This window comes from Pumilibacter intestinalis, from assembly GCF_943193005.1.
Taxonomy (GTDB): domain Bacteria; phylum Bacillota; class Clostridia; order Christensenellales; family Pumilibacteraceae; genus Pumilibacter; species Pumilibacter intestinalis.
This window is the reverse complement of record NZ_CALPCH010000019.1, coordinates 1-18,788: the sequence shown is the minus strand read 5'-3', so window position 1 is coordinate 18,788 and position 18,788 is coordinate 1. Positions and strand designations below refer to the sequence as shown.

Annotated in this window: 9 protein-coding genes; 1 reads left to right on the top strand and 8 read right to left on the bottom strand. The window is 51.8% G+C overall.

Going from position 1 to position 18,788, the window contains the following annotated elements; genetic code table 11:
- Nucleotide 1: 1 nt before the first annotated feature.
- Genes NFR55_RS08705 through NFR55_RS08680 form a run of 6 tightly spaced genes read right to left on the bottom strand, consistent with a single transcriptional unit; the run spans nucleotide 2 to nucleotide 12,117 of the window.
- Complete coding sequence (locus tag NFR55_RS08705) at nucleotides 2–2,083, bottom strand: beta-galactosidase (protein ID WP_251548362.1); 2,082 nt, start codon at nucleotides 2,081–2,083, stop codon at nucleotides 2–4.
- A gap of 5 nt (nucleotides 2,084–2,088) precedes the next feature.
- Nucleotides 2,089–2,931: a carbohydrate ABC transporter permease gene (locus NFR55_RS08700; RefSeq protein WP_251548361.1), complete on the bottom strand. Its 843-nt coding sequence runs from the start codon at nucleotides 2,929–2,931 to the stop codon at nucleotides 2,089–2,091.
- On the bottom strand, nucleotides 2,931–3,836 hold the full coding sequence (locus NFR55_RS08695) for a carbohydrate ABC transporter permease (RefSeq protein WP_251548360.1): 906 nt from the start codon (nucleotides 3,834–3,836) through the stop codon (nucleotides 2,931–2,933). The genes NFR55_RS08700 and NFR55_RS08695 overlap by 1 nt, the downstream gene beginning before the upstream one ends.
- 1 nt (nucleotide 3,837) lies before the next feature.
- Nucleotides 3,838–5,364 carry an extracellular solute-binding protein gene (locus NFR55_RS08690; protein ID WP_251548358.1) on the bottom strand — a complete coding sequence of 509 codons (1,527 nt, stop codon included), beginning with the start codon at nucleotides 5,362–5,364 and terminating at the stop codon, nucleotides 3,838–3,840.
- 13 nt (nucleotides 5,365–5,377) lie between these two features.
- Nucleotides 5,378–10,420 (bottom strand): glycoside hydrolase 5 family protein, encoded by a 5,043-nt coding sequence (locus tag NFR55_RS08685; RefSeq protein ID WP_251548356.1) that lies wholly within the window; start codon nucleotides 10,418–10,420, stop codon nucleotides 5,378–5,380.
- Between the two features lie 59 nt (nucleotides 10,421–10,479).
- Nucleotides 10,480–12,117: a bacterial Ig-like domain-containing protein gene (locus NFR55_RS08680; RefSeq protein WP_251548354.1), complete on the bottom strand. Its 1,638-nt coding sequence runs from the start codon at nucleotides 12,115–12,117 to the stop codon at nucleotides 10,480–10,482.
- Between the two features lie 453 nt (nucleotides 12,118–12,570).
- Between NFR55_RS08680 and NFR55_RS08675 the strand changes: the two genes are divergently transcribed.
- Nucleotides 12,571–14,514, top strand: coding sequence for a glycerophosphodiester phosphodiesterase (locus tag NFR55_RS08675; protein WP_251548353.1), 1,944 nt, complete (start codon nucleotides 12,571–12,573; stop codon nucleotides 14,512–14,514).
- Nucleotides 14,515–14,554: 40 nt separating this feature from the next.
- On the opposite strand, the gene NFR55_RS08670 is transcribed toward NFR55_RS08675, so the two are convergent.
- Entirely contained in the window at nucleotides 14,555–15,904 is a 1,350-nt protein-coding gene (locus NFR55_RS08670) for a CCA tRNA nucleotidyltransferase (protein WP_251548351.1), read from the bottom strand.
- A 98-nt stretch (nucleotides 15,905–16,002) separates the two neighbouring features.
- The gene (locus NFR55_RS08665; RefSeq protein WP_251548349.1) at nucleotides 16,003–18,654 is read right to left on the bottom strand and encodes a transglutaminase domain-containing protein; all 2,652 of its coding nucleotides are present in this window, start codon (nucleotides 18,652–18,654) and stop codon (nucleotides 16,003–16,005) included.
- Nucleotides 18,655–18,788: the final 134 nt, after the last annotated feature.

Sequence of the window (18,788 nt, the reverse complement as noted above, 5' to 3'; positions counted from 1 at the left end):
ATCATTGCGTTTTTCGCAAAACGGCTATGCCGCGCGGCGGCAACGCGAACCCTTTTTTAGTGACTTTTGCCGTACCGAACTCGTCGCGCGCCTTCCACGGCAACGTAAATTCGAGTTCGCGGTCTTCTTCGCTGTACGCCACCCATAAATCGGTACCCTCAACGCTATCCACGCAAACGCCGTACGGCAAGTCTTTTTTCCATTCGATTGCGGGTGCGCCGCACAAATCGTACAAAAGCTCGGAAGGGTTCGCCTCGGCGTAACCGTGGCAACCGTAACCGAGAAGAGTGGTAACGTTTATTATTTTGCCCTTGCCCGACTTTTTGGCATACACCGCCGGCAAGCCGCCGTCGAAACTCGCAATAACTTCGGTCCCTTCGTCGGCATTGTAGGCAAGCAGATATTTTGCGCCCGCAAGTTTGCGCCCTTTATACGTAAACGGCAACAAATGGCTGCCCGCCGCGTTGTGCAAAACGTTGTCGTAACCGTTTTCTATGCGGGTGGTGGCGTGTATCTCGCGCACGTGTATGCCGCCTAAGTCGGCAAGTCCGCAACCGGGCAGGTCCTCGCAGTGCATTCCCGTATCGGCGTCGGTCATGCCCGCATAAGCCTCGAATATAACCGTGCCGCCCGCCTCGGTAAACTCGGCTATCTTTTCGGTAATGCGCGTATCCAAACATAAAGCGGCGGGAAAATACAATACTTTGTACTCGTATATTTCTCCGCTCTCTATCTCGGCGCGGGAGAAAAATCCAACGTCGTAGCCCGACGAACGGAACATCTTGAACCCGCCGAGCAACGAATTGTTGTAAACGTCGGTGCCGAAACTCGCGTTCCATGCGTTAATCTCGCAGGCAGCGTCCAAAAACACTCCCACCTGCCGAGCGGATTGCGGGCGCGGCGCGGCGAGTGCGTCTTTTTCGGCGAGCACGAACTTAACTATTTTTTGCAGTTGCTCGTCCCACGGAGCGCTGTTGCCTTTAAGGTCGAGATTGCCCCACGCGGGAGCTTCGAGCCCCAACTTTTCGGGATTGTACTGCCAAAACATAAACCCGCGAACGCCCGAGCCGAGCGGAATGAATATGTGCCGCAATAAGTCTGTAAGAGTCGGGCGGTGAAATCCGTTCAAAGAATTGCCGGGCACGGCGTGTATCTCCGAATTTATTACCGGTTTGCCCTTTGCCGCGCTTGCGAGTATGCCCGCCGCAAGCGAGCAACTGCCCACGCTGTTTCCCACCATGTCGCCTATGCGCGAAAGCGCAAAATCGTCGCTCGCGCAGGTTACGGAATTAAACAGCGGAGGCGGCACGGTGTGGCACATAACGGGATGAGCCGAGTCGTGTTTTTTTACAGCCGCCGCGCGTAATTTCATATCGTTTGTAACGGTGTCGCAAAAGAACAAACGCCAGTCCGCCATATCCATGGTGGTGCCCCGCCTACGAGAAGGCTCGCAGTCGGAAAAACTCCGATAATTGCGCCCCCATACCTCGTTGAGCTTTTCAATTGCGCCGTACTTGTTCTTAAGCCACGCGCGAAACTCTTTTACGCTGTGCTCGCAATAACAAACAAGGTCTTCCACATGCGGCTCGCGGCGCAGTCCTACGGTAAGTTCGGGCTCGTTCCACACGTCCCAAACGTACAGCGCGGGGTGGTTCGCGTAACGGCGAGCGCACTCCTCTATGAATTCCATTCTCAGCCGCGTAGCATCGGCGTGGTGCAAGCACGGTCCGGGCACGCCGCCTATTTGGCGGCACTCGGTGGCGTAGCCGTAAAGCCGTTCGCCGCGGTTGGTAATCATGGCAACGTCGGGATATTTTTCTTCGAGCCAAACGGGCGCAACGTCCAAAATCAAATTGAGCACAACTTTAAGCCCGTTTTCGTGCGCAATATCCATAAGTTCGTCTATATCCGAAAAGTCGTAGCGGTCGGGTTCGGGATTGTTCCAACGCCACTGCACCCAGTATTTTACGGTGTTGTAGCCGTCGGCTTTGAGTTTTTTCAAGTCGCGCTCCCACTTGTCCGCCTTGGGCGTGGGCGCACGGTAATACTGAAAGCCGAACGGTATAAAATTATCGTTTTGCATATGCTCTACTTTATTGCTCCTTCGGTAAGACTGTCCATAAAACTGCGCATGTTGAGAGCAAAATACACCAAAAGCGGTATGCTTGCCAAAATGTAACCTGCGAACAACGCACCCTTGTTGCTACCCTGTTGTTGATTGAATTCCAAAAGCCCGAGCGGTATGGTTTTGAGCGCGCTCTTTTCTATTACCAACATCGGCCAAACTATATCGTTCCAAAAGTTGAGAAGGGCGAGTATGGAAACGGTGGTGAGTATCGTTCCGAGCAACGGTATTCCTATAGAAATAAAGCACCTGAATTCGCTTATTCCGTCTATTTTAGCCGCCTCGAAAACCGTTTTGGGCAACTGCTCCACAAAGCCGCGCACCAAATAAATTCCCATAACCGAGCCGCCCGCCAAATAGGGCAACAACAGCGCAAACTGCGTGTTGTAAAGCCCCAGCCGTATTATAACGAGATAACTCGGCACAAGGGTAAGAATAGACGGTATCATCATGTTTACGAGTATTGCGGCAAAAAGCACTCGCTTGCCGCGAAAAACGTAGTGCCCGAAAGCGTAGCCGCACAGCGCCGCCAAAAAGGTAACGCCCGCGGTGGAAACCACGGTAACGGTAACCGAGTTCCAAATGAACGGAAGCATTTTAACGAACGCGTCGGAATAGTTTTTCCAATAAAGAGGATAGCTGAAAAACAGCACGCCGCCCAAAAGCTGATTTTGAGTTTTGAAAGAGTTTACTATAAGAACGTAAAACGGCACAAGCGTAAAGATAAGAAAAATCACAAGCATAACGCGGTTTATCACCGTGCCCGCCGATATCTTGCGCTTGTTTGCCTTGTATGCCTGCAACATCAGTCAGCCGCCTCCGTCTTAAACAAAAAGTTTGAAAGGTAAGTAAAACCCAACATAACGAGCATCATGAGCACGCCCATTGCGCTCGCAAGCCCGTACTCTCCCGAGTCGAACGCGGTTTTATACATGTAAAGTCCCGGCACGTAGGAGTAATAGCCCGGTCCGCCGCCCGTTATTGTTTGAATTTTTACAAAGTCTTGAATTTCGCCTATAACGCTGAGCGTAAACACCATTTTGAATTGCGGCTTAAGCAGCGGAATATCTATAAACAGCAATTGCCTTAGCCTGCTCGCGCCGTCTATTCTCGCCGCCTCTCGCACCGAATTGTCTATGTTGCCGAGCCCCGCAATATACACGAGCAAGAACGTGCCGCCCACCCACGGAAAGCCCATAAAACGTATCGCCCATTTAACCGACGACGCCGAGCCGAGCAGGTCCACCCCGCTCCCGCCGAAAATTCTTATAATGTTGTTTATTACGCCTATGTCAACGTCGTAAATGAACTGCCACAGCAAAAATATTACCATGCTCGGCACAACCATAGGCACAACGAACGCCACTCGCCACCTGTAAGAGGCTTTGGGATTTTTTACGGAAAATATCATGAAACCGCACAAAAACGGAAAAATGAGATTTACGACGACTCCGGTTACCATAAAAAACAGCGAGTTGCCCCACGACTGCCAAAACACGGGGTCTTTGAACAACTGCAAATAATTGCCGAAACCTACAAACTGATTTATTCCGTTGCCGCCGAAACCGCCCGACCAGCGGAAAAACGATTTCACTATAGAGAGCACAACCGGATAAAGCGCGAATATCGCAAGCAATATCAGAGTGGGTGCAATCATCAAATAAGGGGCTATTTTGTCGCCTTTGAGTTTCTTTTTTAATTTCAAGTTCATTTTACAAGTACCACCCGTTGTCTTCGGCAAGTTGCGACGTTATTTCAACGTACTTTTTCTGCACGTCGGAGCACAAAGCATTCAAACTTATCGCGTCGCGCCCCGTAGCCAAATACATCTGCATGCGCTTAAAGTGAAATTCTTCGGCGGTGCCGCTCGAGAGATTTTGCAACCCGAAACGCATGCGCACCGTTTGGCTGTTATCGGGCGGAAGAAAGTCGCTCATTATCTCGTTTACTTCCACGCCCTTCATAACGGGTATCTCGTAAGCCGCGTCAGCCATGTAAGCGGCTATTTCGGGCGAGGTGAAAAATCTCAAAAAGTCTACCGCGCCCTCCGTTTTACCGCTCTTTTGCGTGGAAAGAGGAATACAAAAACATCCCGAAGGCTCGCCCATTTCCTGTAGCGGAAGCCCTTCTTTTAAGTTGCTAAACGTAAAAGTGCCGCCGTCTTGCCCGTCTACGTACGTTTGAGGAGTGAGCCGCGGAAAAGGAAGCGACTTGTACTCGAACATGGTGTACGGGTTGGTTTGGTCGGCGTCGGGGTTTTGATTGCCGAGCGTCATCTCTATGCCCGCAACGCCCCAAGAGCCGCAAAACATCATGGGTACTTCCTGCCGCAAAAACTTTTCGCTCGTGTCCGAGCGCGAGTTGAACCCGTCGCCCCAGTACTTAGACCAGTATTTCATAAAGCGCAAAACTTCTTTGAAATCGGAGTCGGAAGAAAAATTCATGCCGTCGTCGCCGAGTATCATGCCGCATATCTCCTCCGACTCTATCATTCCGTTGTCGTTTTCGTCCCACTCGGTAATTTCGTCGTACTTAACCTGAGCCATGAAAATATCGAGCAGCCAGCTCACGTGATAATTTATATATTGCTGATTTGCTATCTGCATGGCGGTTTTGCCGTCCGCCTCGAAAACCTCGCACACCTTTCTGAACTGCGAAAAAGTCCAGTCTTCGTTAATATCGGTATCTATGTTTATTCCGTTCGCGTCAAGAGCGTCGCGCTTGCTTTCCAGCATTTCTTCGTTGATAACTATGCGTACCGACACGGTAGACGTGGGAATATTCGTAAACCGCCCTTTCTTGTTGGGGTCTTCGAGCTGACTGAGATACGTTCCCGCAAAGCTGTCGCGCCACGATATTTCGGAGTCTGCGTTATAGGGGTTGGGCTCGTTAAGAACTTCGGCAAAATCGTACAAATATCCGTTTTGCGCGTCGGCGTTGGCGTATACGCTCGTGGTAGCCAAAATATCGGGCGCGGTCCCGCCGGCAAGTTGCGAGCTCATCCAAATGCGGTAATTGCCCGCGTCTTGCCGCTGAACCTCCACTTGGTATTTGTCCTGCCGCTCGTTATACATTTCGGCAACTTCTTGCAAAGCGTTGTAATACGGCAGATTGGTGCCCCAAAACGCCAGCCTGAGTTTAGACGAATTTTCGCGAAAGCGGAAAACGTTGAACCCCATTGTGAACACACAAACCGCAACAAGCACGGCGAGTATACCTTGTTTTACGTGAATACGCATATTATGTCCTCGTTTAGTTTTGCTTTTTCTTTCTTCTTGCGGCAAGCGCGAACGCCACCGCGAGCACTGCTACCGCCGCCGAGAGCATGCCGCCCGTAACAACGTAAGAGCCGCAGTTGCAACCGGCCGTTTTAGGCTCTTGTGCCGCCGCCACGGTAACCGTTGCGCTGCCCGTAAATTCGGGCGCGAACTCGCGCGTTACCTTGTAGTAAACGGTGTAAACGCCTTCTTCGGTAAACACGGGATTTTCGAGAGTCCACTCTCCGAACTCTTGCGTGCGGTAATAAACTTTGTCGCCCTCGGCAACTCCCGTAACGGTTATAGAGTTGTTCTCTCCCGCCTTGCCGCTCACGTCCTGTGCGCTCACTCCCGTAATAAGCTCAACGCCGTGCATTTCGGCTATCATTTCCTTAAAGGTAGCAAACGTGCCGTCGTACGAAAGCAAGTTCCACCAGGTGTTCTGCAAGTGCGACTCCATGGTCCAAACGGCAAAGCCCTTAAAGCCCGCTTCTCTGGCAAGCCGCACCGTTTCTATAAATACGTCGTGTGCGCTCGGCAAAGCCCCGTTGGGTTCGTCCCAGTTTGCCGCCCACGATGTAGCCGCTCCGAACTCACCCATAAACAAAGGTTTTTTCTTGAGCAGTTGTTGCGTTTCTTCGCCGTAGAAATTCATATCGGTAAGGTCTTTGGCAAACGAACTGCGAATGGTGTTGTTGTCGCGGTTGCGGAAATAAATGTGCACGTCCAAAAAGTCTATATTCGACGAAAGGTATACGTCGAAACGCGCGGGATAACGCGGGTCGCCGTTTTCGGGCCGAGCGGGGCACCCCACTTCGTTGCCGTTGCCCACTATGTTAAGCGTAAAACTGCCCTCGTTTACGAGCATGTCGGGGTCTATCTCTTTTACCGCCGCCGTAAGCGCGTTCAAGTAGTATATAACGCCGTCTTCGAAACATTTTTGCCTGTCGTCGCCGTCGGTCATATCGTAAGTTACGCCGTTAGCCGCCGTAAACGAAGCGGCGCTTTTATCGTCAAACGGAGTCTCGTTGCCGTACATTGCAAACTCGTTCTGAAAAGCTATGGAGAATATTGCGGGAACGAGTTCGGCGTGTTTTTCGGTAAAGTACTTTACAACGTTTCGAGCGTAAGCCGCGCGGGCGTTAACGCCGTTTTCGGTAAGATACATCTCGTTGCGGCTGAGCGGTTGCCCTCCCTGCAATTCGAGATAATAACTGTTGCTAGGCACGTCGGCGTCGCCGAGAGTGAGCATTACGTAAACGCCGTACTGCTTTGCCTTGGAAAGGAAGTGCGCCACGTTCTCCATATACGGAACGTAAAGCCCCTCGTAGTAATATTGTTCGTCGTCAATAGCATAGCTCTTGTCGCCCGATATTCCGGGGTTAATGTCCGTGCGCCCTATAAGGAACACTCGTATCATATTGCCGCCCGCCGCCGCGAATTCGCGCATCATGGCGTCGGTTTTAATCGGGTCGTAATCCGCCTCGGTAAACGACGTTGCCGCGTCGAAAGTGGAATGGTCGCCGCCGCGCAGCCCCATGTAGTTGCCGCCCACGGGAAGATATTCTTTGCCCGACTCCGCGTATATAAAGTACGCGCCGTCTTCGCTCTCGCGTATGGCAATGCGCTCCACTTCGTCTTGAGGCACCGTGTAGTCCGCCTCGGTGTCTTTAAGAGCAATCGTTATATAGCGGCTCGCCTCGTCGGTAAATCCCACGCTTACAACGCGCACCGAGTTGCCGGTATACGTTTTGGGCAACGTAATTTCGCGCTCGGGGAAGAACGCTCGCCCGAGCAGAACGGTGTAGTTTCCGTTGCCGTCAAGCCCGTACGCTTCGGTCCATTTGGTTGCGCTGTTCGCGCCCTGCGGCACAAAATATATCCTGCCGCCCGTTTGCTCGGTAGTATCGGGATAATAGGTAACAAAGTTGCACGGCTGAGCCTTAAAGGGCTGAGCGGGGCTTATCTCCGTTCCCTCGAACACGATATCTCTTATGCTCGCATACGCGTTTGCGGTAGAGTGGCAAAACGATATATAGCCTTGCATGGGGTAATTGTCGGCGTAGTAGTCGGTGTCGGTGTAGGAGTAGCCCACCTCGAAATCGTCTGCGAACAACGTAATTTTAAGACCCCCCCCCGCGAGAAGTTCGCGGTACACCGTAACGGTGTGGTAATTGCCGTCGGCAAAATCCACGCCCATATCCATGCCCGCCTCAAACGTCATGGGCTTTGTAAACGCCGAGCCGGCAGTGGTCTTCATAAGCTCGACAGAGCCGTTGGGAAGCAAACGCACGCCGTAAGCGTAGTTGCTCGCGTCGAGCGCAAGTTGCGCCCCTCTGAACTGGTCTTGCCGCTTGCGGTTAAAGAAGAATTCGAGGTACTGCCCCTTTTCGTCGGCGTCGGTATCCAATTTGAAAGAGAACGCAAACTTAGTAAAGTCCACCGCCGCTTTGTAAGATACGTCGCCGTTGCCGCGGAGTATCATCTCGTTTTCTATATAAGAATAAGCGGGCGCGAACGAGTTGGTTATGGGAGCAAAGTCGGTAACTTTTACGTTGTTATTCATGCCGCTCTCGTCGCCGCGCGTTTCTTCTTGTCCGTCGGTGCCCGAAGGTATCTTGTCGGCTTCGTCGGTAGTGGGATAAACGGTATAAGAGCAACTGCCGTAACCTACAAACGCGAGCATGCCGGGCGCGGAATACGTTCCCTCGGGCAACGGCTCGTTATAGTATTCTTTGTCGTTGATTGCCACGCGCACGAACGCATACTCTTTGCCGTTGTCGGCGGTAAGTTTGTATATGCCGCACTCGAAAGTGTTAAGAGCGTTCAAAGCCACGTCGCCTATATCGAAACTCGCGAATACGGTGTCCAAATTATATTGTATCGAAACCTGCGTTCCCTGCACAAACATCATTACGGTGCGCAGTCCCGTCTGCCAGGGCATGTTCATGTTGTTGGCGTTGAGATAAACGGCAAACCAAGCGCCGTCCAAATCTATGCGAGCGTCGAATTTGTACATAACGTTTTCAAAAGAACGCCGATACATTGCCCTCGGCTCTGTTGCAACGCTCGTAAGTTCGCCGTCTTTGAACGCCGTGCCGCCCTTATCCCAAAGCGCCGAACTTTTGAAAAGCGACTTTGTGGTGTAAACGCTGTAAGGTTTTTGCGGAATTGTTATATCCGTTCCGTTTTCGCCGTAAATTTTGAACGCAAGCGCGGAGTCGGCGGAGTGCGTTATTACGAATACCGTATTGCCCTGAACTACGGGTGCGGTTTCGTCGGTGTATTCTTCTATAACGACTGCCGAGTCAAGCTCCGCCGATATCGCTACCGATTGCTTGCCGAACGCCTTAAAGCGGATATTGTGCTTGTTGCCGTCGAACAGGTTAACCGCACTCTCGCCCGTTTTGAGAGTTTCGAGCTGTCCGCCCGCCGTTGCACGCTTATATAAAGTAAACACAGTGCCCTCGCCGCTCTTTTCGGCTTTTAAGAAATATCCCGCTGTACTGCTCAAATCGTCCGAAGACGCTCTGAGCGCAAACTGCAAACTTTCGCCCGCGGTAACTTTTATATCCAAGTCCGCCGCGTCTATCGCCTTTTTATACACCAAAGTTCCGTTCGGCACGTCAACTGCGTCGAGCACCGATTTCAACTGCGTAGCGTTTGCGCTTGTGCCGCTGTAAAGGAGCTTAGAGAATATCATGCCGTCGGCGTCAACGTATTGCGCCGTTGTGGGCGGCGTGTAATTCGGCAAAAGCTCGAATTCAGCCGCACCGGGCGTTACGGGTTGAACAAAAAACTTAGTGTTTGCCACAGCAAGCGGAGTTTCGGTATCTACGCCGCTAACCGTTTCGTCGCCTATGGTAAACGCCACTTCGCAATGCCCTCTCGAGTTCTCGGTTGCGTAAAACTTTATAGGGTATGCGTCGCCGTCGAAAATATCGTTTGCAAAATTTGTCTTTGTTGCAATTATTTTCGAAGCCCAACCGTTATCGCCAGAATCGGCGCGGTACAGCGTTACGTTTTTGCCGTTAACCTCGGCGGTGTAACTCACGTGTCCGGTGTTCCAAGGCGCGTTGCCGCCCTGCGTGCGCAAATGGAACAGCATGTGTTTTTGCGTTGCTTTGGTAAAACGTATATAGCTGTCTATGCCCTGAACTTCGGCGTTGTAGGCAAGTTTGCCGTTATCCGAAGGAATGTTGCCGTCGGCGGTAAGAGTTACCGCTTCGCCCGCGTAATCTTTGAGTATCTTTTCCGCGTTTTCTGCCATAGCGCCCGAAGTTGTATAACTAACGCTCTCAACAGGCGGCTCTATATAAATTTCGAAATTAGCTAACGCTAAATTATTTTCTGGGCTCAAATTTTGACTACGGATATACACGCCCGTGTTTTCGGCGGATAGCGTGTCCGCTTCTGCCGAAGCGGTAGTTGCGGCTTTATTGTCGAACATTATAGATACATCGGTTTTTCCGTTGCCCTTATCCACGGCTGAAAATTTTACGTTATGAATTTTTCCGTCGAATATGCGCGCGTCAACCCAATCTTTCAATATAAGTTGCGTTTCTTTCGGTTTTTTTGTCCCGTCGGAATAATGAAGATATATAGCAATGGGATTATTCATTTTCTTGTCAGCCGGATTTTTTAGCACTATATGTGCCCAGTACCCGCCTATAACGCTATCTACGCCGCCATTAGTGGTATTCGGAACTCGCAACGCAAAGCACATATCGGGCGCATTGTTCGTAAGTTTGAAATCCAAATCTATGGCGTTGGTATCGGCGTTGTTATAGTAAAATATTCGATTGTCGTTGGGCGTTATCTTGTTGTTTCCCACCGCAAGGTGTATGTTCGGAACTTTTGCCTCGCCCCACAAGTTGTCTTTATCCGCCGCCATGTCCGCCGCAGTGGTGTAATTTATTGCGGCGGGCTGTGCCGGCTCCTCGCTGTCCGCGGCGGCAATCAGCGTGCAAATGCAAGACGCCGCCAGGCAAAGCGCAAGCCACAACACGATTGCGGCACGTTTAACCGATTTTGTCATAATTTCCTCCTGATTTTTATCTTTTTATCCGCTTTTTCAAGCGAAACTTGAATTTTAAGTTAAAGCGTTATTTCTTGCTTTGCCGTTGCCGAAAGCAAGCGCACCGAGCTTGTTCCGTTGTTTATGGCGTAGCCCTGCACTCCCAAGTAGCCCGCGTTTAAGAACACGGTTTTGTCGGTGTCTTGAACGGAGAGAACTTCGCCGTTGTTCAACTGAAAGCGCAGTTCCACAGCGTCGCGACCCGCCTGCGTAATGTTTTCTATGCTCATTTTAACGGTATTGACAGCCTTGCCGTCTTGCAACTGCGCGGTTACCGAACCGGGCAGTTTCGTGCCCGTGCCGTTAAGATAAATTTGCGTTCTGCCCGCCCATTTGTGGAACTGCACCGTTCCGTCGGGCGTAATCAGCACCGAATAACTGTTACTGTTTTCGTTGGTCTTCTTATTGCCCCAAATCGACACGTTGTCGCTCCTTTCGGGAACGCAACGGAACCAAAACATTATCCACTCGCCGTGCGATATCACGTTGAACGAATATTCGAGCTGAACGTCGCCGAATATTTTGTTGTTATACAGCCCCTGAAACTCGGTGACTCCCGCTTGCGGTTCTTCGGGGTTGTCTTTAGAGGTGAACCGCACGCCGTTATCTTCTTTCACGGTGTTGAATATGCGTTCTCTGCCCGTCCACGTGTTTGAAAAGTCGGCAAGCAAATCCACGTCGGCGGTTGCCTTTTCTACGTTCGGCGACTCGTACACGTCAAGTCCGAGCGGCTCGGGAGCTACGTAATTCGCCGTAACGCTGTCGGCGCCGCCTATTGCCATGCCGCCCGTGCCCATATACGAAAATCCTACCGCGCCGCCGCCCAAAATAGGCGAGCTTCCGTCGGTAACGCTCAAAAGTTTTTTCGTGTCCACGGTAACGTCTATATTAACCGCGCCGTTCGTTTCCGCAACTTCTATTTTAACGGTTGTAAAAGCGTTGCTCAGCACCATGGGTATATCCGCCGAAGGCTTCGCGCCCGAAAGCGCGGTTTCTTCGCCGTTTATCCATTTTTTAACGTACATCTTTCCGTCGGAAGCGAACTCGAGCGAATAGTTTCTGCCGCCGCGCTCGTAAAAGAAATCCGCGGGCGCGTTGCTTTGATTGGAAAACGTTACCGTTGCCGTGGTGTCGCTGCGCACGTCTACTTTCATCTTCATTTCCATAACGCCCGTGCTCATGCCCTTTGCGAGATAGGCAACCGACGCGTTTGACTTTTCGCGAAAGCTCAAAAACTTGTTTTGCGAGTCGAACACCGTTTGAACGGTAACTCCGCCCCACTTGTTTTCTTCGGTATCGGCAAGCGCGGCGGTAACGTCAAAGTTCGTTTCGGTGGCAATGGTAAACTTTTCTCTTACCGTTATATTAAACGTCGCCGTCTTTCCGCCGTAAGTAACCGTTACTTTCTTTTCTCCCGCAGTGCTCGTATCGAACCCCGAAAGCATATCGGCTGTTATATTTACCGTTTCGGTAGTATTATCGGTATATGTAACGGCAAGTTTGCCGCCGCCGAACGCGTCGCCTTCAAAATACTCCGTTTGCGTTTCTCCCACCGCTATCTCCGCAACGGTTTTGACGGCGTCGACTCCGCAAGCGCAAAAAGAAAACACGAGGGAACACATAAAAACCGACCACAATATCTTCCCTAATTTTCTCATATTTATTCTCCTATCGAATTATTTGCCCGCACGTGCAACGCATAGAGGTGCGCCGCCATATCGTGCTACAATGTCATTATAACATATATTTTTCGCTTGTCAATATGTATTTTTTTTATTCATTATTCTTTTTTCGGGCGCATATTTTTTTAATTGCGGCATATTTTTTTGCATTATCTTTTTATCCTTAACCTATTACTTTCGATTATGCGAATAAACTCTTGCGGAGCGTTCGGCGGCAAAGTAAAATTCGCGTTTGCTCCCGCCCAAAAAAAAGATATATTAAAAAACGAATTCGTGCAAAAGCGAAAAAACGGCGCAAAAAAAATAGCACGCATAAAATTGCGGCGCAAAAAGGAATATCGCAATTCAAAAAACAATATTGACAAACAAAATAATCATGTTATAATGGAATCAGAGTTTCAAAACAAGTATTCCCAAAGGGAGGAATGTATGAAAAACACCAAGAACTTTATGTGCGCGTTGCTTGTTTGCGCTTTGACGCTCGCCGTTATCGGCATAGGCGCAAGCGCGAAAAACGCGTACGCACAAAACGACTCCGGCAATTCGGCTTTGGTATCGGTATACAAAAACGAAAACGTTAAAATGATAAACGCTCCCACCGTAGTGTGCGACGTAACGGGCAAAGCCGTGCTCGATAACATAACCGCAAGTCAAAGAAAGCCGAGCAACGCCGTTTTGAGCCTTAACGAACAATTGCACGTTACGGGATTAAGCGGCGAAGACTTAGGCGCATTGGCAGACGTTCTCGCGGCGTTCGACGGCAAAATAATTCCTGTGCTGAAGGTAAACAGCCAAGCCGCGGCAAACGCGCTCTCGGAGTTTTTGAAAGAAAACCCCGAAATGCTCGATTTAGCCGTTATGAGCGAAACCCCCGATTTGGTAAAATACGTGCGCGAGCAAAACGCCAAAGTGCGCGGTATTGTGGAATATTCCGAAGATGCGTTTCGTCAAAACACGCAAGACGAACTCTACGGCGTTGTAAGCGCTACCAATTCGTCTTTTGCGAACGTTGCGATAATTCCGCAGAGCGCGGCAAGCGTGGATAACGTTCGCTACATACAAGCGCGTTTCAAAACCGTTTGGGTACGCGCCCGAAACAACTCCGCCATGGACGTATACGACTGCGTGGGAAGCGGAGCTTACGGCGTTGTGTCCGAAGATTTCAACGCGGTTTACGACGTTCTCGAAAGCTACGGCAACGACACTATGAGCCGCATGCCGTTTAACGCCGCGCACCGCACTCTGCCCGAAACGCACAACGAAAACTCGGTGAGCGGCGTAAAAGCCGCCATAGCCGCGGGAGCGACTCACCTCGAAATAGACGGTCACATTTGCAAAGCGGACAAGAACGGCAACCGCGAAATAGTAATTATGCACGACTCAACGCTCGACCGCACCACCAACGGCACGGGCGCAATTGCAAACATGACTTTAGACGAGATACGCCGCTATAAACTGGACGAATTCGGCGAAGAAGAAATCCCCACGTTTACCGACGTGATAAACGCAATGGACGGCTCGAACGCCGTACTCATATTCGAAATAAAGACCAACGACCTCGCAATAGTTCCTCTGCTCAAACAAAAACTCACCGAGCTTAACGCTTGGAACAAAGTAGTGGTGATTTCGTTTTACACCGCAATATTGCAAGAAATGAAAAACGTGTTGCCCCAAGTTCCCACCGCAAACCTCAACACGGCGAGCATGGCTACGCTAACGGAGTCGCTCGAATGGATGGGCTTATACAATACGGGCGTAGACACCACCCACCCCAACGCAAGCGCCGAATTCAACGCGGCGCTCCGCGACCGCGGCATTATAGGTTGGTACTGGACTTACGCCAACGCCGCCGAAATGCAGCGCGACACCAAAATCGGCTACACGGGGCTTACCACAAACCGAGCCGACGCCTACCGCAACGCCGTAATTACGGTTAAAGGCAAAGAAACGGAAAAAGCAACCGTGCGCGCGGGCGACAAAGTGCGCGTTATTACAACCACCTACGCGGGCGCGCAACGCGAAATTTCGGGCACGGTTATAGCCGTAGAAGAAAAAGACGACTGCTATAAAGTAGTCGCTTATTACGGCGATATAGTAAATTTGGTAACTCAAAGTTTTGTAATTACCAAGCCCGCGTCTTCCGAAAAACCCGATACCCCCAAGCCTCCCGAACCGGTAGTGCCCGATACCCCCGAGCCTCCCGACGAAGAAACTCCCGCTCCCGACGGCGGCGCAAACCCTCCCGCGGAACAAACGCCCGACGGCGGCTGCGGCGGAGATTTGGCAACTTCGGGCACGGTTGCGGCGTTCGCGCTCCTTGCGGTTGCCGCACTGCTTTTGAAAAAGCGCCCCGCCTGCTCCCGTATTAATTGAACGGGTTTAAGTAAATCTCAAAAGCTCGAGAAATAATCAACTATTTTCTCGGGCTTTTGTCAAGTCTTTTTTGCGCGTATGCCATGAGCCACTCGCGGTTGTTCAGTTTGGGATTAGCCACGCACTTCCCGAAGATATCTTCGAGTATTTCGCCTACCGCAGGTCCTTCGTAGCCCATGTCGGTTACGTCCGCGCCCGATATATCCAAATCCGAAAGAGTGAACGGCACGCCCTCGTCGAGCATTTTATCGCGCAGTTGTAAAATTCTGCTCGGTCCTATATCTTCCGCCGAAACCTTCCCCGTGGCGATTTTGTCGGCTTTTATGAGCGCAACCAAATCGTCTATCATATCGAAATGTTTCACTATAAACATGCGGAGTTTGCCCTCGCGGGTGTTGCCCGCCGCGTCGTACATGTGGTTGGCAACAAGCGCGGCAACGCGCTCCACCGTTTCTTTGGGATAACGCAGATATCTCTGACCCAAAATATCGCGGGTGATAACCTCGCCCGGCGTTTCGTGCCCGTGAAAGTTGCCGTACAGCCTGTAGCAGTACGGCTTGCCTATATCGTGCATAAGCGCGGCGAGCCGTACCGAGGGTGGCGCGGCTTTCACCGTGCGCAACGTGTGCTCGAGTACGTCGTACTCGTGGTATTCGGGATTTTGCGGAACGGAGTCCGCGCCGTCGAGCGGCTCGAGTATATACGGCAACAGCCCGAGCTTGCACATAAGTTTGAGCCCGCGGTAGTGCGCGTCGGCAACGCCGTACTTTTGGTCGGCGTGCAATATCTTTTCGAGCTCGTCGCGCTTGCGCTCGCCCGATATGTCTTTTAAGTTCTCCGCCGCCGCGATTGCCGCACGCGCCGTTGCTCCGTCTATCTTGTAGCCCGTTTCCGCAGCTATGCGAGCAAGACGCAAAAGGCGCAACCCGTCGGACGCGAAAGTGCGTTCGGGCGAATAGGAGCGCAAAACTTTTCGTTCAATATCCGCAATGCCGCCCACGGGGTCTTTTACCTCGCCCGTAGATGCGTTTACGTATATCGAATTTACGGTAAAATCGCGGCGCATTGCGTCGGCTTCGAGAGAGGTGGTGAATTTCACCTCCACGGGCGTGTGCCCGCCGCCCTCGGCGTACTTTTCGAGTCGGAACGGAGTGTATTCGTAATTGCCGCCCATAAACGATATAAGGGCGGTTCCGAGCCTGTAGTTCACTATCTTAACGCGCGCGCCGCGCGGCAAATTGAGCGCGGTGGCAATCAGCGGACCGCATAAGTCTACGTCGGTATCCCCCAAATTGCCGAATGCGTTGCGCACGCAACCGCCCACAAGATAAATAGGCGTGCCCGCGGCTGCCGCAAGTCTTTTGACCGCTTCCGGTATAAAAATATCCATAATTTATTTAATTATAACAAACCCGTAATTTTTTGGCAACGAAAACAAGCACATATTTGTTTGTGCAATTTGTGCAACTCGTACAGTAAGCAAACCGCCTATACCGCGTTACTCAAAAACACCATTGCGTGCACGAGCGTGCCCATTGTGCTCGTAACTATATAGTAGTGCCGAGAGTAAGAAAGCCCCTGCTTTTTGAGTCCGTTTTCGAGCGCGGTTTTCAACACCGAACGCTCGCCGCTTCCCCACTTTACAGACGACACGATTTCGAACGCGATATACATAGGCGCGGTGCGGTTGGCTTCGTCAAACCCCACTTTGTAGGTCTTTTCCGCAGAGCGTGCGGCGCTCACCATGTATTCGGCATAGTCGGCAACCCGCGAACCGAACTCCGCAGCCGATATCTCGCTGCCGAAATAGCCGTTAACGGTTTTGTCGCCGAACTCCTCGTCTTTATCGTACCACGGATAGCGCGTAGTCGCGGTTTTGGGAAAACCTATGAAATCGTCTTCGAAATGCGTGCTCTTAACGTCGGCGTCGGTAACGAGGAAATACATGTGACTCGCCGACTCTCGCGCGTCGCCGCCCGTGAAGAGCTGTACGTTCACGTCGCCCCAAGTGCAATCCACTATATACCACTTTCCGTAAAGTTTTACTTTGTTCCAAGCATGACCGCCGCTGTCTCTGCCGGTGCCCGCAGTGCCCGTAACGCGCATGCACTCAAAGCCCTCTATACTGCACATGAGCGCGAATGCCTTGCTCATGGCGTCGCACACGCCGTAGTGGTTTATATCGGTGAATATGCTTTCGAGATAATACGCCTCGTATTTCACAGCCGCGGAAAGCGAGGTGTAAGAGAGAACCTCGTAGTCGTAAATGTTGCGCCACATTATCCAGTCGTAAATTGCGTGCAACTTTTCCACATCGTCCATTTCGTCGGTGATTATATATCGCAAAGTGCGCCGCGCGTAATTATACAGCCTTTCCGCCGCGCTGCCGCTCACGGGCACGGGTCGGTATCCGAGCTGCGCCGTGTAATAAAGTTGGTCGCTCGTGCTCACCGATACGGGCGTGAGTTTGTCTATGGGAAACTCGTATTTTGCGGGGCGGGCTTTGCTCGAGTCGTAGTTAACGTGCGGGCGCATGGCGTTCCAAGCCTCGCCGCTGTGACCCGTTGTGCGCAACGACGGCGAACCGTCGGTTTGAAACTCTATGGTAAAGGTGCATTCCCGCCTGTTTCTTCGGTCTTCGCTCGCGCCGTAAAGATAAGAGCCGGTAAAGTGCTGTGCGCCCATCGCCCACTCTATTTCGGCGGAGGCGGAAACGTAATCGTACGCAAGATACAGCTTTTCGCCGTTCTCTACTTGCGGCGTGCGCCACAGCATGGCGTATTCGAACCACTCGTAAAACTCGTCGCGGCTCGCAATATAGCGGTTGCGCGCGCCGTCGTAAAACTTACTGTTAAGATATTCGCGTGCGCGCTCGGAGAGCTCGGGCGTTGTGAAAGAGTCGGACCAATCGGACTCGGCAAACAAGTCGCCGTCGCCCAGCGTTTTAACCTTTACCGCATAACGGCTCGAAAATATATCGGTGATAAAATCGGAGGCGTTGAAGCCCGAGTTTGTGAATTTGTCGGCAATAGCCGAATTGCGAGAGGTAATATCGTTGCTCACCTCTCTGCCCGTGGCAATATCCGTAACCGAAATTTTATAGTCCACTTTGGCGGGAACGGTATCCCAACGTATCCATATTTCGGGATAGCAGTTGTCGAAATCCACGTACACGTTTTGCGGCACTACCGTACCGCTCACGCGCACCTCCCTTTTGCCCGCGCTCTCGCCGTTAATCCGCGCCTCTATCTCGTGCAGTCCCGGCGACGACGGAGTATAAACGAACGTGTAGCCGTACGCCGCGGCTTCGCCGTTTACGAGCCACTCCGTTATAGGCTCGGGATTACCCTCGGGCAACGGGTCGTGCTTAATGCCGAACCGCACCGCCGTGTATCTTTCGGCTTCCTGCTCCGTGCTTCCGTCGCACTCCAAAATCGCGCCCGTAACGGTATCGGTAACGTGAACCGCAACCGTATCGGAAAAAGACTTGTTTTGCGCCGCGTTAACCGAAGCGGTGATTTCGTATCTTCCCACCGCCTGCGGCGTAAACGCGAAAGTTTCGCCCGCCGTCTTTTTCACAACGGTATCGCTTCCGCTAACGCTCCAACTCACCTCGGTTTGCGGGTCGGTATTCTCGCCGAGCACCGACTCAAAGGCGATTTCTTTGCCTATATCGCGCGAGTTTATTATCACCGTGCCGCGCACCGCGGTGCTCTCGCCCGCCGCCTGCGCGGTTATGCCGCTCGGCTCGGCGTAAGTTACGGTAACCTCGAGTTCGGCGGTCTTGCCGCCCTCTTCGGTGGTTGCGGTAAGCGTTGCCGTTCCCACCGACACCGACTGCGCGTACATTCTGCGCACTCCGCCCGACGTGACCGACTCCACTTCGAGCACGGCGGCGTTATCGCTCCGAACGGTGAAACTCTTGTTTGAAGCGAGCGCGGGGCGAACCGAAACCATAGAGCTCAAATCCAACCTGTCGCCGAGAGTCAATTCGGTCTGCGATATAGTTTCGCCCTGCGAAACAAACGCGATACCCGTAACCGAAACGTCGAAAAGCCCGCATCCCGATACGAATACGAACGAGCATATCATTATTACCGACAGCAAAGCCGCCGAAATTTTCTTAGAGAAGGTTTTCATTTTATTATTGTACCACAATAAAATAAAATCGTCAATGATTGCATGGGTTCAATGCGGGAGATTGCCGCGCGGCTACGCCGCTCGCAATGACGGTTAGGTTTATTTGTCATTGCGAGCAGTGCGCAGAACTGCGA